The sequence below is a fragment of the Paenibacillus sp. FSL R5-0473 genome (genome assembly GCF_038004565.1).
GTDB lineage: Bacteria > Bacillota > Bacilli > Paenibacillales > Paenibacillaceae > Paenibacillus > Paenibacillus amylolyticus.
This window is the reverse complement of sequence record NZ_JBBORL010000001.1, coordinates 3,006,040-3,027,806: the sequence shown is the minus strand read 5'-3', so window position 1 is coordinate 3,027,806 and position 21,767 is coordinate 3,006,040. Positions and strand designations below refer to the sequence as shown.

17 protein-coding genes are annotated in these 21,767 nt (G+C 45.5%); 11 read left to right on the top strand and 6 right to left on the bottom strand.

Going from position 1 to position 21,767, the window contains the following annotated elements:
- Positions 1–130: 130 nt before the first annotated feature.
- The 5 genes from MKY28_RS12995 to MKY28_RS12975 form a co-directional block, all read right to left on the bottom strand.
- On the bottom strand, positions 131–766 hold the full coding sequence (locus MKY28_RS12995) for a response regulator transcription factor (protein ID WP_100528869.1): 636 nt from the start codon (positions 764–766) through the stop codon (positions 131–133).
- Positions 763–3,102, bottom strand: coding sequence for a sensor histidine kinase (locus MKY28_RS12990; RefSeq protein WP_340936139.1), 2,340 nt, complete (start codon positions 3,100–3,102; stop codon positions 763–765). The genes MKY28_RS12995 and MKY28_RS12990 overlap by 4 nt, the downstream gene beginning before the upstream one ends.
- A 128-nt stretch (positions 3,103–3,230) precedes the next feature.
- A complete protein-coding gene (locus MKY28_RS12985; RefSeq protein ID WP_340936138.1) occupies positions 3,231–5,270 on the bottom strand; it encodes a serine hydrolase in 2,040 nt (679 codons plus the stop codon).
- Positions 5,271–5,580: 310 nt separating this feature from the next.
- On the bottom strand, positions 5,581–6,165 hold the full coding sequence (locus MKY28_RS12980) for an AAA family ATPase (protein WP_340936137.1): 585 nt from the start codon (positions 6,163–6,165) through the stop codon (positions 5,581–5,583).
- Between the two features lie 87 nt (positions 6,166–6,252).
- The gene (locus tag MKY28_RS12975) at positions 6,253–8,052 is read right to left on the bottom strand and encodes an ABC transporter substrate-binding protein (protein WP_340936136.1); all 1,800 of its coding nucleotides are present in this window, start codon (positions 8,050–8,052) and stop codon (positions 6,253–6,255) included.
- Positions 8,053–8,186: 134 nt separating this feature from the next.
- Between MKY28_RS12975 and MKY28_RS12970 the strand changes: the two genes are divergently transcribed.
- From MKY28_RS12970 to MKY28_RS12945, 6 genes are all read left to right on the top strand, one after another.
- Complete coding sequence (locus tag MKY28_RS12970) at positions 8,187–9,806, top strand: DUF4153 domain-containing protein (RefSeq protein WP_340936135.1); 1,620 nt, start codon at positions 8,187–8,189, stop codon at positions 9,804–9,806.
- Between the two features lie 92 nt (positions 9,807–9,898).
- Entirely contained in the window at positions 9,899–10,249 is a 351-nt protein-coding gene (locus tag MKY28_RS12965; protein ID WP_176872672.1) for a hypothetical protein, read from the top strand.
- Positions 10,186–11,073 (top strand): membrane protein insertase YidC, encoded by an 888-nt coding sequence (yidC, locus tag MKY28_RS12960; RefSeq protein ID WP_340936134.1) that lies wholly within the window; start codon positions 10,186–10,188, stop codon positions 11,071–11,073. The genes MKY28_RS12965 and yidC overlap by 64 nt, the downstream gene beginning before the upstream one ends.
- A gap of 287 nt (positions 11,074–11,360) precedes the next feature.
- The gene (locus MKY28_RS12955) at positions 11,361–13,328 is read left to right on the top strand and encodes an AraC family transcriptional regulator (protein WP_340936133.1); all 1,968 of its coding nucleotides are present in this window, start codon (positions 11,361–11,363) and stop codon (positions 13,326–13,328) included.
- Positions 13,329–13,445: 117 nt separating this feature from the next.
- Positions 13,446–14,471, top strand: coding sequence for a FecCD family ABC transporter permease (locus tag MKY28_RS12950; RefSeq protein ID WP_051447083.1), 1,026 nt, complete (start codon positions 13,446–13,448; stop codon positions 14,469–14,471).
- Complete coding sequence (locus MKY28_RS12945) at positions 14,468–15,481, top strand: FecCD family ABC transporter permease (RefSeq protein ID WP_017688818.1); 1,014 nt, start codon at positions 14,468–14,470, stop codon at positions 15,479–15,481. The genes MKY28_RS12950 and MKY28_RS12945 overlap by 4 nt, the downstream gene beginning before the upstream one ends.
- A 238-nt stretch (positions 15,482–15,719) precedes the next feature.
- On the opposite strand, the gene MKY28_RS12940 is transcribed toward MKY28_RS12945, so the two are convergent.
- Positions 15,720–16,829 carry a helix-turn-helix transcriptional regulator gene (locus tag MKY28_RS12940; RefSeq protein ID WP_340936132.1) on the bottom strand — a complete coding sequence of 370 codons (1,110 nt, stop codon included), beginning with the start codon at positions 16,827–16,829 and terminating at the stop codon, positions 15,720–15,722.
- Positions 16,830–16,979: 150 nt separating this feature from the next.
- Between MKY28_RS12940 and MKY28_RS12935 the strand changes: the two genes are divergently transcribed.
- From MKY28_RS12935 to MKY28_RS12915, 5 genes are all read left to right on the top strand, one after another.
- A complete protein-coding gene (locus MKY28_RS12935) occupies positions 16,980–17,666 on the top strand; it encodes a class I SAM-dependent methyltransferase (protein ID WP_340936131.1) in 687 nt (228 codons plus the stop codon).
- The gene (locus MKY28_RS12930; RefSeq protein ID WP_340936130.1) at positions 17,650–18,753 is read left to right on the top strand and encodes a saccharopine dehydrogenase family protein; all 1,104 of its coding nucleotides are present in this window, start codon (positions 17,650–17,652) and stop codon (positions 18,751–18,753) included. Before MKY28_RS12935 ends, MKY28_RS12930 begins: the two co-directional genes overlap by 17 nt.
- 74 nt (positions 18,754–18,827) lie before the next feature.
- On the top strand, positions 18,828–19,121 hold the full coding sequence (locus tag MKY28_RS12925; protein ID WP_036608638.1) for a hypothetical protein: 294 nt from the start codon (positions 18,828–18,830) through the stop codon (positions 19,119–19,121).
- Between the two features lie 77 nt (positions 19,122–19,198).
- Complete coding sequence (locus tag MKY28_RS12920) at positions 19,199–20,491, top strand: amidohydrolase (protein ID WP_340936129.1); 1,293 nt, start codon at positions 19,199–19,201, stop codon at positions 20,489–20,491.
- A 192-nt stretch (positions 20,492–20,683) separates the two neighbouring features.
- On the top strand, positions 20,684–21,721 hold the full coding sequence (locus MKY28_RS12915; protein ID WP_340936128.1) for a dockerin type I domain-containing protein: 1,038 nt from the start codon (positions 20,684–20,686) through the stop codon (positions 21,719–21,721).
- Positions 21,722–21,767: the final 46 nt, after the last annotated feature.

The window sequence follows — 21,767 nt, the reverse complement described above, 5'->3', positions numbered from 1 at the left end:
AGACGTATCAAGCATGAATGCTCCTTATAGAAAAGTTAACCAACAGATAGAGCGGTTCAGAACAAACCTCAGGTTGTATTACAGGGTGTTCTGACGCTCTTTTGTTGTTCTTTTAAACGGGTACATGTTTTTACCGTTTCTCAGGGAGTGTTACGTCACCGAGAATCCCTGCCTGATAGCCTTTGACTACAGCACCAATTCTGGACTTAACACCAAATTTCTGCGTAATAGAGGTTATATGATACTCCACTGTACGTTGACTGATCGCCAGATCCTGTGCAATCTCCTTGTTGGTCATCTCCAGTGCAATTCGGTTAAGCACTTCCCGTTCTGTTGCCGTGAGTGATTCCTCCAGATTAGGGGATAACATGGTCTCTGGAATAAGAACATGACCCAACATACTTTGGTGAATGGCGTTGATAATCTGTCCATACGTTGCTTGTTTCGACAAGTAGGCATGAACGCCCAGATCATAAGCTTTTAACTGGAATTCGTGATAGTTGTATCCGGATAACAATATAATTTTGACGGATAACCCGTATTGATCTTTCAATCTTCTCACAACCTCGAACCCGTCAAGCTGGGGCATGCGGATATCCATCACAACGACATCTGGTCGCAACGCCTCTACTTCGGATAAAAAAAGCAATGGATCGCTGAATGTTTTCAGTACATCTATGCCGGGTTCGCGGTTTAAGCGGTTGTTGAGACCTTCCATGACCAGGGGGTGATCATCAAGCAGTACGACTGTAATGGGTTCGCTCATTGTTCAGTTGCTCCTTTGGTTAAAGGCAAACGGATGTTGATTGAGGTTCCTTTGCCAAGGCTGGAATGTATGGTGAATTCTCCACCGAGATGCTGAATGCTGCTCTGTATGGATATCAAACCGAAGTGCCCTGTTGCAGTATCAAATGTGGTATGAACATTAAACCCCAAGCCGTCATCCTCTACTTGGAGAATCAAGTCAGTATCCCTTGTATATACCTGAATGGAGCAGAACGACGCCTGTGCGTGCTTCATCACATTCATAATGAGTTCGCGGACCGTCCGAAAGACGGTGGACTTCAGAGGTTCGTGCTTCAACTCTTCAGAGAGGGCGTTGTAGTTTAGTTCCATTCTGATGCCACTTTGTATTTGAAGTGTACGGATGAGCCATTGCAACGCTTCCTCAAGATCACTTCGATCCATAATATGAGGGTAGAGATCATCACATAATTGACGTATATCTCTCTGGGAAGCATACAGGCACTCCAGCCAAACAGCCGTTTGATCCTTATGCGTCTCTCCGGTATCGTGTAATTCCTCCAAATCACGAGACAGGAAAATCAGGTTTTGAAGCAGTTGGTCATGAAGGAAATAAGAGGTTTTCATACGCTCTGCCTGTTGGGCTTCCATCATAATATCATTGAACTGCCGATGACGGCGTATCTGGTGTTCATGAAGAGCTGTCTGGTCTACACGGTATTCATATCGCTTCTGCAGATCGGATAAGAGTCTCCCATTGACGAGCATTCGAATTGCTTCCAGCCTGCCTTGATCAATGATATCCTGCTCTTCTGCTGAAAAAAGGGTGCGATTTTCTTTGTGACCGATACCCAAAAATCCTATCGTCTCCGTAGTGGGTTCACCTGAGAGCTCCCAAACCTGTGCCAAATCATATTTTTGTCGTAAAACTTCAATATCCAAAATCTGGTTATCTATATTCTGAATGGAAGCAAAAATCCCTGTGCCTTCCTGAGAATATCTGTGTTTATCATCAATCCATATGAGAATTACACCTTCAATATCCAGCATCTTGTGGAACATCTCGGCAAACACGTGAATCATGTCCCGCATGTTTTGCTGCTCAGCCATTCGCACAGTCAACCGCAGCTGCTGGTGTTCCAGCCAGTCTTTGTTAAGTTTGTTTTTCTTGCGTGAGCGTGTGAGCGTGTACTGATACACCCAAGTGATCAGCAAAAACGAGACAAACAGCAAGCTGATATGAATTAACGAATGCAGGTGAGAAGCATCCAGAAACAGTAAAAATGCGATTAAAGCATATAGTCCATGAATCATCAATCTTGGCATAACCAGTTTGAGGTCAAGCATACTCCGTTGTACAAGTACATAAGTGAACATCCATGATAAAGGCAGAAATCCAATTAATGTGTACTCTACAGGCAATAACGGTTCACCTTGAAGCAGGGTTGGAATAGCAAAACAGATGATGAAGGGAATCAGGCTGACAATAATTCCTGTTAACATGAGCAATAGCTGGTTCTGCTCCTTGCGATTGTAGCTTTTACGATTAACCCATGTCATCCAGATTAAGATCAGAAGGGTTGCACAAAGAATAAAGTTGAGCAGATTGGTTGGACCAGACGGTGCAACAGGAGTACTGACGGTAGTAATGCCTTGATTGATCTGAATATCGGTCATCATCCACTGCTTGATGTACAGAAAGGCAAGGCCAGTAGAGTAGGCAATCGCAATACATCTGCTGATGATTAATAACCATCGAAAACGATGCAGACGGGTACGGAATACAAAAGACACATAAAAAGCAGTTAGACAGTAAGGTAACCATGCCGCACAAAAGGCCAAAATATAATTGGATAAAGGCAACTGGGATGTGTATATCGTCAGTATACATATGGCCATGGACAGGTTAAGGAGGTAGAACAGACGCATCACTCGTGAACCGGGTTGGCTAAACAAGGCATAGGTTCCGGTCAACAATAGCAATAATTCTACTATGGATGAGAAGCCGATGTTGAACCATTCACGTGGTCCAGGCTTCATTGTATGTTGGGATGCCTGACCATGAGAATTCTCAACGCCGATGGTGTAGGCTTCAGTCACTAAGAATACACCTTTTTGATGGAGTAACTGGACTCCTCCTTTGGGTTCCAGCGAGATAACGGTGTCACCTGATCTAATCCCGGATGTATAAGCTAAACCTTGCGGATCTACATCATGTACTGCCCAAGAAATGGAGGCATTTGGTGTCAACGAAAGTCCGATATAAGGATTCATAAATGAAGAGATATGGATATACGTGGCTGTCAGTATAAAGCACAACATCGTTACAAACCACACGATATTAAATTTAGTTTTCATGAATCTATGTAATGAGAGTCCTAGTCGCATGGTAAAATCATCCGTTCTTATAAAATGCATCATTGGTAAAATGAAGTGGAAAAACAAGCCATGTAGCAATGACATGGCTTGCCGAGCATCACTCTATGTTAATGTAGCAGAGTGCCTAACATTTTGTACATCAAAACTGATGATTCCTGCCTCAGCATAGGTTGCTTCGATCTATAATCCACAGCACCGGTGCTGGATACAGATACTTCCGGACCGTAGAGACCTAGAGCAACCACAAACTGGACACCTTCTTCAGCCCAACGATCCTGTGAACCGATGAGATCGGCAGTTACGGCAGGTGCGCCAAGGAGTTGTTGTGCCGTTCTCGATATGATCACCGCGGCCTCTTGCCTTGTTATGGCTTGGTCAGGATGGAACAATCCACGAGTATTACCTTGCACAATACCCAGTTCAAGAGCGGTTTGAATGTAGGCGGCGTAGGGACTTGATTGGGTATCTTTAAATTTTGGTGATTGAGCTGAAATGGACATTCCGCTTATGCCCACAACCTGTGTTACAAACTCCCCACGACTAACAGGCTTCTCTGGTTCAAATAGGGATTGATCCTGTGGATACAGGCCAATCTGTGTTAAACGATAGATGTACGGAGCATAGGGATGGTCTTCTGGCACATCTTCATAAGGTTTGGCTTCTGGCAATTTCTCGGACCAGCTATCTGACTTGTTGTAATAGAAATACGTGATTTCACCTGACTGATTTTTTTTGAAACCAGCGAGCTTGCCTTCCTCATCCATGAACAACATGTCCTTAACGGGTGTTAAAGTGTGAGTGCCATAAGCATCTATAACCTGAAGACCTTTCTCTGTTGCTGAAATATCATACAACCATGCAGGCAGGCGGATATCACGATATAGTCCCTCGTAGGAATGGAGTGAAGACTCGGGTACGCTATAATTGACATCTTGGACCTCATTACTCGGATAAAAATGATCCATAAATGCTTGAAAAAGCGCTTCTCGCAGATCTGGTCCATCACTGTTGGAGACGATAAATAGTCCAGTCTTCTCGTTAGGCAACAGCCACAGATTGGAGTGGAATCCGTCCAGATCGCCTGCTTTACTCACGACTTTCCGTCCATGATTATACTGGGAATAGGTGGATTCGAATCCGTAACCTGTTCCAGGTATATCCGGGTGTATGGAGACATCCAGCGTTTGCATTGCTTGGACGGATGACGGTTCTAGTATACGTGCACCCTGGTACGAACCTTGATTGAGCTGCGCAAGCATAAAGTGAGCCATATCCCGTCCAGTTGTAATGAATCCGCCCTCAGGGGAGCTGTCCGGTACATTGGGATATTGCGGAAGTTCTTGTCCTTCAGCGCCATAAGGAATTGCGAGTTTACTCAGCGTGTCTTTGCTTAGTGTAAAATGGCTATCCGACATATCAAGAGGGTTGAATATATGCTGTTGTACATAAGTCTCAAACGGAAGTTTGGACTGTTTCTGAACGATGTAGCCCAAGAGTGCATAACCGTAGTTGTCGTAACGGAAAACTTCTCCTGGATTGCGAACAACGGACGGTTTGTTGTCCTGGATGAATTGCTCAAGCGGATAAGAATGATTCAACTCCCTGGGTGTAGCTGCTGCATCTGTGAAATCAAACCCGCTGGTGTGGGTCATCAGATGTTCCAATGTTAACGCTGTTCCGGTATGGTTGGTCAGATGCAAAGCATCTGTGTATGCGCTGATATCCTGATCAAGCTTTACGTTACCTTGCTCGGTCAATTGCATAATAGCGGTTGCTGTCAGCGTTTTGGAGATGGAGGCTACACGGAATAGAGTGGAGTCGGCGTCGACGGGGATTTGTTTTTCCACATTGGCATAACCATATCCTTTATTCAAAACGATCTGTTGATCGTGAACAACGGTGACTACCGCACCTTTCAGAGCAGACTTCACTTCAGGTTGGGCGAAGAATTGATTGATGAACGATTCAGTTTCCTGAGGACTTACCTGATGAAGGGGGAGACTGCTTTCAGCTGATACACTGGTCATTGTGGTGAAACTCAGAGATGCAACCAGGAGGATGTTGGCTACGGCACGTTTCCAATTAGGATTTGATTTGTAGCTGTGTTGTTGTTGTCGAGTTGGACATGTTGCTACATGAGATTTCATGAAATTCTCCTTTGAGTTGAGATATGTTCGTTCTCTTACATTCAAGTACATCTATAATCTATCAGTTCGAATGTAATGGCGATTCCGTAGTACGCACTTATTACGGCAGGACTACCGCAAACCTTTTTGCGTGATCCCGCAATTGTGGAGGATGAAGATTGAGTTTTGAATGATCTTGAATATATGAAAAGAGGTATTTGTCATGATGGACCCAACGGGGATCTCGACAAATACCTCTTTTTGTTTCGTCTTTTTATTTTCCATGCAAAGCGACATCGTGCAAAGGAATTGGGAAGTAGATTTTATAAAACTACTCGTACATCCGTCGTTCAAGTTCAGCATAGGCAACCGCAGGATCATCACTGGAATTATCAATATAAGCGACGGATGAAGCAGGGAGGGGCCAAGCTATTTCTTTACGGACGAGAGAAGCTGTGAAGGCATCCCAGTTAGCTAACTTCCATTCATCTAGGGGGGATTGTCTCGCTGTGATCCGTTTGTGATACAACGCTTCATTCTCAAGATAAATATAGGTTACACGCACATCCGTATCTTCCAAGGAACGTCCAATTCGTGCAAGTTCCTGAGCAATCCAATCGGGAGTTCCAATTTCTTTGGTGAATGGCCCCACAACGATCGTATCGATACCCAACTGTACGTTATCCAGAGCGGCGTCCATCGTAATGCGATACCCAAGATCACGGCACAACCTTTTGTATTCAGGCGAATCTCGGTCGGAAGGATCAAGTCCCTGAAGGGTCATGATCGCCTCAGCCGCGGGACGAAGCAAAATATCCATATCAAAGAAAGCCGCTTTATGTTTACGGGAAAGGGCTTTGGCAAGGGTGGTCTTGCCACTTCCGGCCCCGCCGAGAAAGAAAATTAGTTTGCTCATGAATGTAATGCCTCCTTAGTATGGTGCAAGTGCGTGTAAGATGTGAGCTAATATCATTTGCTTATTTTAGCACAATCCATAACAATCTCACTTCATCACCTGCGAAGGAAACCAGATATGACGCAGGTTTACCCAGCCCTGGCTGTTGAAAGATAGACCACGCACGGAAGGCAGATAAGCGGTTTCTACCGGTTTTTCGGATAAATGGAACAGTAAATTCTGACCAACCAAAAATTGCTCAATTCGATCTAATTCACAAGTTCGATCCGCAGCGATGGGAGAGGCGATGATGGTTTGCAAGATCTCATGGATCGTTATACGAGTAGAATCTTCCAGATGCTCAGACAACGTGGAGTAAAGATCATACCTGCGCAGTTCTTCGTCCCTGTCCCGAATGAGAGAGAAGAGAATCAGATCAGATTCCAGCCGCAGATTTCCTTTGAACTGCTCCATCGTAGCGGTTCGGACGGTACAGGAGAAACCGCACAGCTCCAGTATGGACGCCAGATGTTGGGCATCCCTGCGATACTGTGGGATGGTCGCAATTTGCAGTGAGATGGGAGTGGACGAAGTAAGTCGTTTAGTAATATCTCTAAATCCCTCTGGGTCAACCATCCCGGTGCTCACCGCACTAAAATCAGTCTCCACGACTTCAGAGTCATCTGCATGTCCGTCATCTCTATACATTCCAGCAAGGCATGACTGAAGGTGTGCTCTTACTTCCGGATCGTTTAACGGTCCGGTTTTTTGTGTATTACACGTGAGTAATTTATGAACCATTACACCTGCACTAATCTGTGTCCAGTCTGCACCCGCAGACGAAGACGGATTATGAACAAGATGAAAGAACGGAGTTTCGATATCTTGGCTATCGTCCATTTTTGCCGAGGCACTCCACGGAATTTGCAGGATATCTACCCGGTCCATATGTGCTCTACCCTGAAAATACGATGAAAAGGCTTCAAGTCTGCACAAGTGATCATCCCAGGCGGTGACCTTGAACGGTCCCGTCCCAACAGGTTTTTGCATCCCATGTACATCACCCGAATGCTTCATCTTATGTTCGTTTGTTCCTGGTGAGGGTACAATCGCCGCACGACTTGTTGTCAGGAAGGACAAAAACAATTCATGAGGATCTTTAAGCTGGAAACACACGGTTAAGGAATCGACCGCTTCAATAGATAGAATCTGTTTACTTACATCACGGTACAGTGTCCGGCGATCTGTAGATTGCAGTCGTTCAAACGTATGCACTATATCATGGGCCGTCAACAACTGACCATCGTGAAATGTAATACCTTTTCGCAAATAAAAGATCCAGGTCTTTCGGTCTGCACTGACATCCCAGGTATGAGCGAGACATGGGAGGATCTCTCCCTGTTCACCCCGCTGAACCAACCCATCAAAGACATGGCTGGTAACAAAGGATTCAGCTAATAGATTAATGAACAGCGGATCAAGGGCATGAAGCTGTTGGCGCAGGGGCAACCGAAGCGTATCAATCTGCTCATTATTGGTGCCGGCTTCCGTATGATGTCCTGAATACCCAAGCAACCACTGGTTTAGATGATCCTGCATGATTGTTGAACTGGAGAATGCGCTCACCTGCTCGGCAGCTTCCTGTAACTCCCGGCGATTCATGGCCTGCATCATATATTCTGCGGCGATTTGATCAGCCGGAACAAGCAAGGTCAGTGAAGAACGCCGACCCCGGCCACGCTGGGAAACCCAACGAATCCAATCATGGGCAACCATCTTTTTGACAATCGTTAACGTATTGCGGTGTGTACAATTTAGCAACTCCGCGAGATCGGCGAGTGTAAGTTCATGTTCTGTATGGTGACCGTAATGACGATGCAACAGCAGATATTGCTGATGTAATTTCAAGTGTTGATTCCCTCCTGGAGGTGAACTCTAACGTATTCCTCTAAAATAAGAAGTTTTGTCGATTTTAATTTCTATTTATATTCCTATTTTATCATCTAGAATATAGCATAGAAAGGTTAATGGAGGTTTTTCCCATGATTGATAAAATAATGGCTTCACCGCAACGCGCTCTAATCACGCTACTGTCTGCATGGATGCTGGCGATCATTCACCAGTATTTATTCTATGGTAATGAGATTGGCGTATCGTATCCTATCTTTGTAATTCTCTTTTATGTGTTCATGTATCTGTTTGCAAGGGATCGCATGAGGTCTTTCAAGTTCATTGATGCTTTTGTAGCGGCTGTAGTGCTATTGTTGTCGCTAACGTTTCTGTTATACGACAATGAACTGCTGTATGTTCTTAATTTTCTGGTCATACCTGGCGTAGTTATCTTACATATGACGTATCTGATGGGCAGAAAACAGAAGCAGTGGTGGGAGATTGGTTTGATTGGTACGGCTATTGACCACTTGCTACCTCAAGCCATACGTCATTGGGGGACTGTTGCTGCTATTGCTGTGAGAGCAGGCGGGCTTGGCATGGGCAAATCCCAGAAAACAGTTGTTTTCAAAGTGCTCATTGGTCTTGTGGCGTCCTTGCCTATCCTCATTGTAGTCGTTGCATTACTGTCCTCCGCTGACGGGGTCTTTGATCAGTATTTAGCCGGTTTTCCGGAGTGGCTGAATCAATTGGCTTTTACTCCAGGGATACCGAGAATCATCTGGATTGTCATCGCAGGTGTATTGCTGTTTGGTTATGTATGGGGATTTGTACAGCCAATGCAATATGAGGCAGAGAAGAGAGCGAACGCACATTGGAAAAATGGAGCAGTATCCACGGTTGATAAGCGTGATCACAACTATATATTCTCTCCTGTGGACCCGGCAACTGAAGTTCAGGTTACCAATAAGATTACACCCGAGCCCGAACGCACTCCGGTTCATCGGGAACCATTCAGATTGGACCCCATCATTGTGGGGACGATGCTGATTGTCATTAACTGTGTGTACGTTTTGTTTGTACTTGTACAGTTTTCGTATCTGTTTGGTGCAGGAGAGGGGCATCTTCCGGTAGATCTGTCTTACGCAGATTATGCGAGAAGTGGATTCGCAGAGTTAATTCTCGTCACTGGTATTAACTTCTTTATTCTTATTGTTGCTTTGCAGTATACCCGTTCGAGTGGCAAAACGGGTTCCATCGTGCATCAGGTACTTCTCTTGATTCTGGTCAGTTGTTCAGCAATTATGTTGTATTCCGCGTTTATGCGCCTAAATCTGTATGAGCAGGCATATGGATATACGTACATCCGCTTCCTGGTACACGCATTCATGATCTTCCTCGCACTCCTGTTGCTGATTGCTGGCCTTCGTATACGGTACACATCAATACCGCTGATCCGCTGGTATATCGTGCTGGCGCTCACAGCTTATGTTGCTGTCAATTATGTGGGCATGGATAAACGGATTGCCGAGCTGAATATTGAACGTTATCATCAGACTGGCAATATTGATGCAACCTATCTGGCAAGTCTGTCGGCAGATGCAGTTCCGTTACTTCGAGAGTTTGCTCAGGAGGAGTATCCGGATCTTAAGAGGGAAATGCTGGAACGTCAAGCCTACCTGGACGAGGATGCATCAGATCGTTCATGGCCTTCTTATAACGTGGCGAGACACCGAGCTGAGCTAGAAATGTCCAAATTGAGAACGGAATAGCTGAATAGTAGTTGTTTTCACGTACGAATTTATGCAAAAACAATATGTAAGTGTTATAATATAAAAACTAACCTATAAAGGGGGTGAATCCCTTGTTTGAACTGCAGGAGTTATTACCATATTTATTTTCGATTGGACTCATCTTCACCGTCAGTTATGCCTATATTGCCCATCTTCATTGTGGCATGACAGAGTACTGGATGGAAGGTGGCGCCGGTGGTGGACTTGAACCTGTACTTCCCGCCCTGTGTTTGGACAGACAGCATAGACAGGAAGACTGGAGTCGCATGATTAGACGAAGAGAAGCGCCCGATGAAGATGAACCAGATTGTCATTCCTCGTTGAACGATTGGTCAACAAATCAACGAGGAGGATATATATGGAACATAAGACTAACAAGGGATTCACTTTTAGATCGGGCAAGGGACGGATCTATGGCCTGATTGTCATTTTGTTTGCAGTCATGCTGCTTGCCGGATGCAGCAACAACGTGTCGGAGATTACTTCATCGACACCGGGATTTTTTAATCACTACATTGTATTTCCACTGTCGTATCTGATTCAGCATATTGCTACCATATTTAACGGAAGCTACGGGGTCGCGATTATCGTGATTACGCTGGTCATTCGTTTAGCATTGTTGCCCTTGATGATGCGTCAAGCCAAGTCCCAGCAGGGAACACGAGTCATCATGAACGCCATGAAACCCGAGATGGATGCGCTCAAGAAAAAATATGAAGGCAAAAATGATCCTGCTGATAAGCAAAAGTTGTCTCAGGAAACGATGGAACTATACAAGAAACATAAGTTCAATCCGCTGAATATTGGCTGCTTGCCGATGCTCATTCAGTTGCCTATACTTTCAGGTATTTACACAGCCATCCGACTTACACCGGAGTTGTCCTCCCACTCGTTCCTGTGGTTCAAACTGGGAGCACCGGACTACGTACTCGCTGTGGTGGTCGCGGTCATATATTTGATTCAAGCCAAGGTATCACAAGCCAATATGGCGCCTGAGCAGCGAAAACAGTTCGCCATTATGGGTTATCTCTCCCCATTGATGATGGCATTCTTTTCTCTTACAGCTCCGGCAGCGATGCCGCTCTACTGGACCGTTGGGGGTTCATTCCTGGTACTACAGACATTATTGTTCCGTAAAATGTACCCGGTGGAACACCCACAGGAGCCTGTGGGTGTGGAAGTAAGTAAGAAAAAGAATAAAAAATCCAGCTCCGCCAAACCTTCTCGGAAACCTGCAAAGTCTTAATAAATTTGGTCGCAGGTGACAAGAGAAACATGGTGACTACGTAATCTTGTTAAATACAATAAACATAATGAAGAAGCCTGATCCATATGGATCAGGCTTCTTTTTTGTACTATCAGGTGTTCCTTTTTAGTTTTTTACGAAAACGGATGGAAAGCATAACGTCCACTGCCTGTTCCCCAATATCACTTAATGATATATACTTACCTGATCAAATGTGATATTGATAATCAATATCAATTATTGAGTGATGTATACATTGGAAAAAGTGAAACGAGGAGTGCGGATAGATGCAAGAGGAAGAAGCAAGACAGGGATTTACACCGGAGATGATTGATATGATGGCCAGTATCTGGACACGTTCGATTATTACATTAATAGATGTACGCTTTCAGAATGTAGCGTCACAATACCCGTTGGAGCAATATAAAATGCCTAGTAGCATGTTTATCTATGCATATGGGGGAGAAGCGCAAATCCAACTGAATGAATCCACATTTGCAATGGAACGCTTCGGTTTAGTTCACGGCGGGAAGGGGAGCCTGCTCAGTATTACACCTAAAGAGGAGATGGTGAAGACCTTTATGGTGTTTTATAGAGCAGAATCACCTCTCTTTTTCAAGAAACATCTGCAACAATTACTGGAGCAAGTAAATCCATTTGTTCAACAGTTTGGTTATACGCCAAGTAATCCCATCTTGCTACGCGATTGGTTCCAACGGATGATGAATGGCTGGAAACGTGGCAAGGCGATGGATCAGCTACAGGCCAAAAGTTTTTTATATCAATTGATTCATGAGGTGTTCAGGGATTTGGAGGGTGGTGAGATTAGGTATCTCCAGCCAGATCCAGCCTGTTCTGCCAAGGTATATCTCGATAAACATTACAGGGAGCCGATTATGTTCCAACAAATTGCCGATATGTTTGGGATTAGTGGTGGACAATTGACGCGGTTGTTCAAAAAAAGGGAAGGGATGAACTTACAGGAGTATCTCATTCAGAGAAGGATTGAAGCAGCCTGTCATGATTTGAAACATACAGAAGCGACGGTTAAAGAAATCGCAACGGGAGCTGGTTTCACAGATGAGAAAAACCTGTTCCGCATGTTTAAGAAGCATTACAAGATGACGCCAAGTGATTATCGGAAAATAAACGCACTATCCATGCAGGTTGATGGTATTGATAATGATTCTCATCTCCCTTACGATGAGAGGGAACTAGCGAGTCTAGTCAAGTCTTATAGAGATGGGGAATCAATGATGTTTGGAACATTAAGAAGTAAAGAAATGATTTTGGCGGCGGCGATAAGCATGATGCTCTTATTGACGGCATGTACGTCGGGGACGCCAGCGAATAATGGGGGAACGGCAAATACAACACCTGCTCAGACACAGCAGGCGACACAACAGGAAGGTTCGGAGACAAAAGCTTCAGAAGCAGTCTCGCAGACCAGAACGATATCCACAGTTAAGGGTGATGTTGAGGTACCTGATAACCCTCAGCGAGTTGTAGTCGATTATTTGGTTGGTGATGTGGTAGCCCTAGGTGTAACTCCTTTAGGTGTGGCTAGAGCTGCACGGGGAGAGACAGAGCCTGTTTATGCTAACCAGATTACAGACTCCATAAAAGTAGCCATGGAGCCGGAAGATATCATGACGCTTGAGCCGGATCTTATCATTTTGGCATGGAGTGATGAGTCGTATGATGATTTATCCAAAATTGCCCCCACCATTTATGTTCCCTATGGTGATATGACTACAGAAGAGCGGATACAATTTATTAGCGATGTTTTGAACAAACAGGAAGAGGCTAAGGATGTTTTGAATGCTTATACCGGAAAAATTGAAGAAGCAAAGCTAGCTTTTCAGAATGCGGGCCTATCCGATGTAACCATTACGGTTGGAGAATTCAGTGATAAAAGTAACTACATAGCTGGAGCCAAGCATGCCGTTGGCGAGCTTGTTTACGATGAACTTCAATTGCAGGCACCTTCAAAAGTCCAAACGGATATTATCGATGCAGATAAATATTGGGGCGATGTCTCCATGGAAGTATTACCCGCTTACTCGGGGGATTATATGATCTTCTTAGGAGATGGAACAGTTGCTGCTGATAATGCAGTGTGGAATGCCATACCTGCTGTTCAACATGATCGGATCGTAAAGGTAGATTCTTCGCTATCTTGGTCCACCGACGTAATGACTTCCAGTGCATTGATTGATTATATTGTTAGTCAATTGCTGGCATTAGCTAAATAAGAGTTAAAACGAAATTTTAATTGAGCACTCCAAATTTTCAAACATGACCAGTCGAATTTATGGACGTTACTATCCATATTCGTTTGGATTGTCAATAGGTGATGAAAGGGAAACGAGATGAAAAGCAAGCCTGAACAAAAACGCCGTGGGGCGATGAACTTCACCATGTACATGGTAATAGGGCTTGGATTAACGGTTCTCATGTCGGCGGCATCCATTATGTTTGGTGCTGCTGATATGAGGTTAGCAACGGTATGGGAGGCTATTTTCCGATTTGATCCAATGCTCACTGAACATCAAATTATTCAAACCATGCGTCTCCCGCGTACCGTAGCTGATCTGATCGTTGGGTGCAGCCTTGCGGTATGTGGCGCTATCATGCAGGGGACAACGCGCAATCCGCTGGCCGACTCCGGGCTGATGGGGATTAGCTCTGGCGCAGCATTTGCAATTGCACTATGCCTGGCCTTTCTGCCGGGTTATTCGTATTGGCAGATGATGTTGTTCGCTTGTCTGGGAGCAGCGATCGCCACCGGTATGACTTACTTTACCGCGTCACTGGGCAATCGCGGAATGACGCCTCAGCGGCTTGTACTGGCAGGTCTGTCTATTTCAATGTTGTTTGGCGCACTCAGTCAGTACTTGGCAATCAATTATGATTTGGGGCGAGCATTGACATTCTGGACGGCGGGTAGCACAGCGGGGGTCAAATGGGGAGAATTGCTGATTATCTCACCGCTCTTTGTTGGGGGTATACTGCTGGCACTGGCGCTGTCCCCTTCCGTTACATTGCTCAGTTTGGGAGATGATGTGGCAAGTGGACTCGGCATTCGTAGCGGACTGGTCAAGATTTTGTCGACAATTATTGTACTTGTGCTGACTGGATTGGCTGTTGTTGTCGTTGGCCCTGTTGGTTTTGTGGGTCTGATCACCCCGCATATTGTGCGATATATGGTAGGTGTCGACTATCGATACATTATTCCGGCAGCGGCTTTATATGGTGCGTTGCTGACCGTATCGGCTGATTTGGCTGGACGTTTGATCAATAAACCGTTCGAAACGCCGATTGCTATTATATTTTCTATCATTGGTGTGCCGTATTTTCTCTTCTTGGCTCGAAGACAAAGGAGGGAATATGAATGATCAAGCGGCGTTATACGATGAAACGAGGCATTATCATCAATGTAGTGCTTATGGTGCTCATCCTTGTGTTTGCGATCATTAGCATGAATTCTGGCAAAATGAATCTTTCACCGCTAGAAGTGCTGAACGTACTCATAGGAAACGGTACCGATAAGCAAAATCTGATTGTTTTTGATTTTCGTTTGCCACGAATTGTACTTTCGATCTTGGTAGGTCTGGGAATGGGAGCGGCGGGGGTCGTGATGCAGAGTTTGCTGCGTAATGACATGGCTAGTCCGGGGACACTGGGTATTAGTTCGGGATCGGGTTTGTTTGTCCTGTTCTTTGTTGTATTCATTGCATCCACAGGCAAGAGTTCCTTTATTGCTCTGCCTCTGTTGGCTTTTGTTGGCGGACTATTGGCGGCGGGGTTGATCTTCTTATTATCGTATCGCCGCGGACGAGACATCTCGCCAATCGGTTTGATTTTGACCGGGGTCGCGCTAGGAAGCGGGTACGGGGCGCTGACAACCTTCTTGACACTCAAGCTGGATGATTCGCAGATGAACTTCATGCTGTATTGGCTGGCGGGGAGCCTATGGGGCGATGATTGGGGTTATATCTCCATACTGACACCATGGGTCTTGATCTTACTCGGCTATATTTTTTACAAGGCTCGCATATTGAATGCCCTCCATTTGGGCAATCAGACAGCACAGGGGCTTGGTGTTTCCGTGAAGCGACAGTTCTTGGGGTTGTCAATCGCTGCTGTTGCTTTATCCTCTGGCAGTGTAGCTGTGGGAGGTAGTTTCTTTTTCGTTGGATTGATCGCTCCGCATATGGCCAGAAAACTGGTCGGTCCCGATCACAAATTGCTCATTCCGGCTGCCAGCTTGGCTGGGGGACTAGTCGTGGTGTTGGCTGACACGATTACGCGCACGGTTAGCCTCGTAGGAGATGTGCCGACAGGAATCGTTATTACAGTCATTAGTGTTCCATATTTTCTTTATTTACTAGCAAAAGCCAAATAACACAATCAATAATATAGTCGGAATTTTTTGTGGAAAACGGCTTGGCAGGACTGTGCGCTGCATTTTAAAGCAGAATGCACGATATCAAAAGTTCAAACATCGAAGTTACCCTGTATTACCGCTATGCTTTTTAAACAATAGCATATAGAAAAAGATGCCATTACGAGGATATCGTATTGGCATCTTTTGATTTTTTCTCATTTGATAGTTAATTTGATACTGGAGAATTATTCAAGATTTATATGGCAGGTTCATCCGACAGCTGAAAACGGGAAACGAAATACCAGATGAGCTCGCGACGTGAGGATACCTTGGTTTTGGCGAAAATGGATTTTAAATGATCCTGAACGGTGTAGACAGAAATATGCATCGCAGCAGCAATTTCCTTGGACGAATAACTGCGGAGCACATATCCGAGAAGTTCCCGCTCTCGACTGGATAATCCATGGCTTTCGGCGAGCAAGGGCAGCAAATCCTGTGGCATCGCCTGCTCCAAACGGATAGCAATCTGATCTGGTCCCGTAAGCTGTTGCATAAGACTGGCATGAAGTATGAGGTAACGCCCATCCGGAAGTTGGATACAAACTTTGGAGGGTGGGTCGGTTGCAATCTGAGTACCCACGACCAGTTCTTCCCGATTCTTGCGCTGCAAGTGGGAACTCACTGCACGTACCGGACGGGGCAACACATCCGGCCCTACATGTTCCAGCATACGTAATTGGGACAGCCAATATTGAGCGGAGGCGTTCAGGGATAAGAGTTGGAACGTGTCTGAGGTGATCAAAATTCCGGGTTCCTCAGGACTTTCACTCGTGATCTCATCGATCAGTGTCAGGCTCGTGGACCGCAGCATCGATGCAATAGAAGCGGTCCAGGACTGAATCATCAACCGCTCCCCCTCTGTAAAGACAGCACTTTCTGTCTTACGATATAGGGTCAGATATCCCCAGCAAGCGTCTCCACTAACCAATACAGCACGTAGTTCATCACCAAACCCCGCTGGCTGAAGAATGTTGATATAACGTGGGCTTTGTTCAAGCTGTGAGTTCATGGACGTATGAAGTGTAGCTGTATGCTCACCGCTGCGAATTAATTCAGCGTATTTATGTATATCTTCTTCCATGTATTCATTGATGAATAACCGATCATGAATGGCCTCAATGCCATCTTCTGTCACGGCTCCTGTGGAGAGAAGAGTCAGAGGATCAACGGTAGTGAAACAGTATGCATCGTAAGGTATAACCGTATGGATCTGCTTGAGAACAGCTTCCCGATAGGTATGTGAGGTCCAGGTTCCTTTTTCAAGAGAAGTGATAAGTCTGTGGTTCCGATCAATACGTGATGTCAACAAGATTACTCCTCTCTCTGTGCGCATATCCCAATGTTCTGGGATTGTAGGCTCGCCGTATCCTTCTATAATGAAATTAGACGAACGACGAGTCAAGTCTAACTTCAATTCAAGAGGAGTGCGGTGTCTATGAATCACAATCCATCACCAATGAGCTGGGAAACAGCAGATGTTCATCGTTACGAACAATCGATAGCCCTGAAAATTCCGGGTTATTCTCATATGCATGATCTAATGGAACGGCTGCTTTCAGCATCTTTTGCGAATAACAACGATATTCATATCCTTGTTGCCGGAGCAGGAGGGGGAAAAGAGATTGCTCTGCTCGGATCACGTCATGCCAGTTGGACATTGACTGGAGTAGATCCTTCACAGCCGATGCTGCAACTTGCTGAGAAACGAGTCGCGGAAGCAGGCATCGGTTCCAGAGTGAAGTTGCAATCTGTCACGGTTGAAGAATTGCCGGAGGATATTGTATATGATGGGGCGACAAGCATGCTCATGTTACATTTCCTTCAGGGGATGGAGGCCAAGAGAACGTTTCTGACCAGCCTCGCAGCGAGACTTAAACCGGGTGCACCACTGATCATTGCGGCTGTGAATGCCGATCTTCGTTCACCTGCACATCCAATCATGATGCAAGCTTGGAAGGATCACATGTTGAGTGTGGGCGTCCTTCCAGAAGAGTGGGAGCGCTTTGCTGCTTCCCTGGGCCGTGAATCCGATCCAATATCCTCTGAAGAGATGACTCAGCTACTGACCGAATGCGGTTTCTCACATATTACACGTTACTTCGGGGCGTTCTGGGTGGAGGGGTATTATGCAATTCGAAACTAGCGTGAAGCCTATTAAAGATCAGATCTGGGTGGTTGGTGGTTATGGTCAAGTGGGGCAGATGATATGTACTCGACTGGGGAAATTGTTCCCGGGTAAAGTATGGGCTGCGGGTACACGCATGAACCGTGCGGAAGAGTTCAGCAGGTCTACAGGTGGTGCTGTACTACCGCTTCAACTGGATGTAACAAAACCTGTGGAGCCATCCATGTTACGGCCTGTGAAGCTGGTCATCATGTGTGTGGATCAGAGCGATACCCGGTTTGTTGAAGCCTGCGCACAAGCCGGAACCGACTATATTGATATTTCTGCAAAATATGATTTTCTCGCCCAGGTGGAACAACTGCACACCAAAATGCAACGTTCCCAATCGACCGCGATCCTCAGCGTTGGATTATCACCCGGAGTGACTAATTTGCTTGTGCGCGAAGCGACCATGCATATGGATCAGGTGGAGGAAGCAGACATTACCGTCATGCTGGGACTTGGAGAGAAGCACGGAAAAGCTGCCGTGGAGTGGACCGTTGATCAGATGAATGCCACTTACCAAGTGATGCAAAAGGGCAAACCTGCTGAGGTACAAAGTTTCGGAGATGGCAAACGTATTGATTTTGGAGCAAAACTTGGGCAGCGGAAGGCCTATCGATTTAACTTTTCGGATCAGCATGTGGTTGCTCGGACGTTACGTATTCCAACCGTATCTACCAGACTCTGTCTGGACTCCCGCTGGATCACAAGATCCATGGCAATCTCCAAACGTGCAGGGTTGTTTTCATTGTTGCGTATCCCGTCTATTCGGAATGGAACGGTTAAGGCATTTGGCCTTATTCCTGGGGGAGAACCGATGTATGCGGTCAAGGTCGATGCCGTAGGATGGGAAAATGGTGAGCAAATCCGCGTCGAACAACTACTGGTCGGTGCAAAGGAAGCAGATGCAACAGCGGCCGTGGCAGCAGCCGTGGCGGAACGCGTATATAGAACGGAGTCAGAGTTGCCTCATGGTGTATTTCATATTGAACAGTGTCTCTCTTTGCAAGACATTCAGGATGCACTTCATACGCCACTAAAGGTGATGACCAAGATCACCTAGTTTCATGTTCTTTTGCTGAGAACCTCCGATCTGTTATGATGGAACAATAATCATGGCATGAATGGAGGGAGATCATGAACTGCGTTGCTGTATTACCTTATTACAAAGTACAGAGAGAAGTGACGGGTCTCGCCCAAGAGATTGAGATGAATGCCCGCTCCATGATTCTGTATTCAGATAAAATCGTGACCAAATACCGCGAGTTCAACATCACGGAAGTGTTTGATATGTCATTTCGCCGTATGGGTGATGAAGGTGGATTTTTCTATTTGCACACAAGCACAGGAGTATATCCATATATGGTCGAAATCGACCCGAAACCGTTTATACAACATTTCAGAAAGATGACGATCCAAAAATTAAAATGACTTGACCTTGCCGTTACGTGAAGGCTTACCCTCGGATATGGAATGACCATAACCAATTCAGAGGAGCCGTGAATGTAATGAGTATACTGATTCAGCAAGCTACGATCCTAACGATGAAAGATGCCGATGCCCCCTTTACGGGGGATATTCGTGTCGAGGGTGATCGCATTACGCATATTGCTGATCACATTCTGCCTCACCCGCAAGATGAGATTATCGATGGACGTAATAAGGTTGCCATGCCAGGACTAATTAATGCCCACCAACATACACCGATGAGTCTGCTCCGGGGATTTTCGGATGATCTGAAGCTGATGGACTGGCTAGAACGCAAAATGCTGCCCGCCGAAGCACGGATGAACCCGGAAGATATCTATTGGGGTGCCAAGTTATCCATCGCGGAGATGATCCGTTCGGGTACCACTGCTTTTGCGGATATGTATATCCATATGAACGAAATTGCAGAAGCGGTTAAACAAACGGGTATGCGGGCATCGCTTACACGTGGGATGGTATTCATGGAGGAGGATGGGGGACGCAGGTTGCAGGAGGCGATTGATCTTGTGCAACGTTGGTCTGGAGCGGCCGATGGGCGGATAACAACCATGTATGGGCCCCACTCACCCTACACTTGTCCCATGGAGCCGCTACGTGAAGTCATTGCTCTGGCAGTCACGGAGGATATTCCGCTACATATTCATCTGGCTGAGACAAAGGAAGAAGTTGTGAAGATTCGTGAGCGCTATGGCATGACACCGACAGAGTATTTGGAAGAGGCGGGGATGTTCGAACAGGCACATGTGTTGCTTGCACATGGTGTGTACCTCAATCGCAGGGACATCGGCAGATTGAAGGGCATGCGCGGTGGTGTAGCACACAATCCAGTCAGCAATCTGAAGCTGGGGTGTGGAATTGCTCCAATTACCGAGATGTTGGCCCAGGGAATTAACGTGGGAATCGGAACGGATGGAGCGGGAAGTGCCACAACCGTGGATATGTTCGAGGAGATCAAAGCCGCGACCTGGCTGCAAAAGCTGGATTATGGCGACCCAACTCGCTTGCCAGCCAAGGACGTACTAAGCATGGCTACACGCGGAAGTGCTAGTCTGCTTGGTCTACAGGATGAAGTGGGTATGCTTGAGGTGGGGTGCAAAGCTGATCTGATCCTGATCGATCTGGCGAAACCACATCTTCAACCGGTACATGAGGTAGAATCGTTACTGGCTTACAGCGTAAATGGGGCGGACGTGGACACCACGATCGTGAATGGTCAGATCCTCATGAGAGGCAGAAAGCTGCTCACGATTGATGAGGATGAACTTTACCGTGAGGTGAAGGTTAGAGCCAAAAGGATTGTTGAGGGAATTTAATTTTAGGTGAATATGATCCAAACTGGAAAATGATTTGTGTTCAAAACGCTATGGAGGCTTACTCCATGGCGTTTTTTGTCGAATTTCAACTGGAAGTAGTTCTGTGGTCCTGTTCAGAATCGGTTCAGAATGGGTCGTTATACTGAGCATGTAGTTGTTCAAATTTGAAATGTATACGAGGAGGAACATGAATTGAAGGGGAAACAAAACAAAAAACGGCTTAAGCCGATATTGAAAAAAAGCATGTTGACTGCACTCGGGCTGAGCATTGCATTGCCTATAGGTGGAGCGCTTCCTCAAGCTAACGCAGGAGAAATTGGCCCAGAGATTAACATTTCACGGCCTGTGCTCAATGACGGCATCCATTGGTTAAATTATTCATCGGAACAAAACGATCCTTCTTTTGTGTCCGGTGTACCCATCGAGGTAACGAACAATAGAGTTAGAATTGATTTGAGTACCCATTTACGATCTGATGAGTTTAGTATGCTCACAGCCAACTCAAGTGATAACAGTATAGCTAGGGTTTATGTAGAAACGATAGAAAATGAAAATACATTGGTTGTTATTCCTTACAAGAGCGGCAAGATCAATATTGAATTGAAAGCTCAATATACTGTATCTGATGTACCGGAAACGGTTACGGATAACTTTGAACTTAACATTAGTAAAAAAGGGGATGTAAATGCAGACGGAAAAGTGAATTCTGCGGATGCAGCAGAACTTTTGACTTATCTTCGTAATATGGTCAGTCGCCGCGGTTATTCTTATGTAGAGATGAACCGAATGGACGTGGATCGTAATGCGGAACCCACTTTGGGGGATATGAATGCGTTGTTAAACGGATATGCCAATAAAACACTTGGCGCGAAAAACAATGATTATGTGTTGACCTTTCAACAAGTGGACGATGTGCCGTATGTGCTGAATGGTCAATTGAAGAATTACATGGAGAACACAATTGCCACAGATTATTATTTAATGGATGTTGATGGTGATGATATTGATTACATTAATACTCCTTCTTATCAGTGGTACCGCGCAACAGACCCTTCAGGAGAATATATGGTTCCAATAGAAGGGGAGACACGAGAACAGCATACCGTTACATCTGAGGACGAAGGTTATTATCTTGTGCTCGAAGTGACTACTCATTCCACTTCGGATACGAATACGGAGCCTAGACGAGTATACATTGTTGGAAAAGAAAAAATACAACGCCCTGATTAATTCATATTTTTTAATTTAAATAACGAATAACAATATTTTTTTCTAT

Excerpts from the sequence above, each read along its gene's own strand:
- MKY28_RS12935 (WP_340936131.1), top strand. The coding sequence starts at position 16,980 with ATGAGCTGGGAAACAGCAGATGTTCATCGTTACGAACAATCGATAGCC.
- MKY28_RS12955 (WP_340936133.1), top strand. The coding sequence starts at position 11,361 with ATGCAAGAGGAAGAAGCAAGACAGGGATTTACACCGGAGATGATTGAT.
- MKY28_RS12945 (WP_017688818.1), top strand. The coding sequence starts at position 14,468 with ATGATCAAGCGGCGTTATACGATGAAACGAGGCATTATCATCAATGTA.
- MKY28_RS12980 (WP_340936137.1), bottom strand. The coding sequence starts at position 6,165 with ATGAGCAAACTAATTTTCTTTCTCGGCGGGGCCGGAAGTGGCAAGACC.
- MKY28_RS12950 (WP_051447083.1), top strand. The coding sequence starts at position 13,446 with ATGAAAAGCAAGCCTGAACAAAAACGCCGTGGGGCGATGAACTTCACC.
- MKY28_RS12925 (WP_036608638.1), top strand. The coding sequence starts at position 18,828 with ATGAACTGCGTTGCTGTATTACCTTATTACAAAGTACAGAGAGAAGTG.
- MKY28_RS12990 (WP_340936139.1), bottom strand. The coding sequence starts at position 3,102 with ATGAAAACTAAATTTAATATCGTGTGGTTTGTAACGATGTTGTGCTTT.
- MKY28_RS12920 (WP_340936129.1), top strand. The coding sequence starts at position 19,199 with ATGAGTATACTGATTCAGCAAGCTACGATCCTAACGATGAAAGATGCC.
- yidC (WP_340936134.1), top strand. The coding sequence starts at position 10,186 with ATGGAACATAAGACTAACAAGGGATTCACTTTTAGATCGGGCAAGGGA.
- MKY28_RS12995 (WP_100528869.1), bottom strand. The coding sequence starts at position 766 with ATGAGCGAACCCATTACAGTCGTACTGCTTGATGATCACCCCCTGGTC.
- MKY28_RS12970 (WP_340936135.1), top strand. The coding sequence starts at position 8,187 with ATGATTGATAAAATAATGGCTTCACCGCAACGCGCTCTAATCACGCTA.
- MKY28_RS12985 (WP_340936138.1), bottom strand. The coding sequence starts at position 5,270 with ATGAAATCTCATGTAGCAACATGTCCAACTCGACAACAACAACACAGC.
- MKY28_RS12930 (WP_340936130.1), top strand. The coding sequence starts at position 17,650 with ATGCAATTCGAAACTAGCGTGAAGCCTATTAAAGATCAGATCTGGGTG.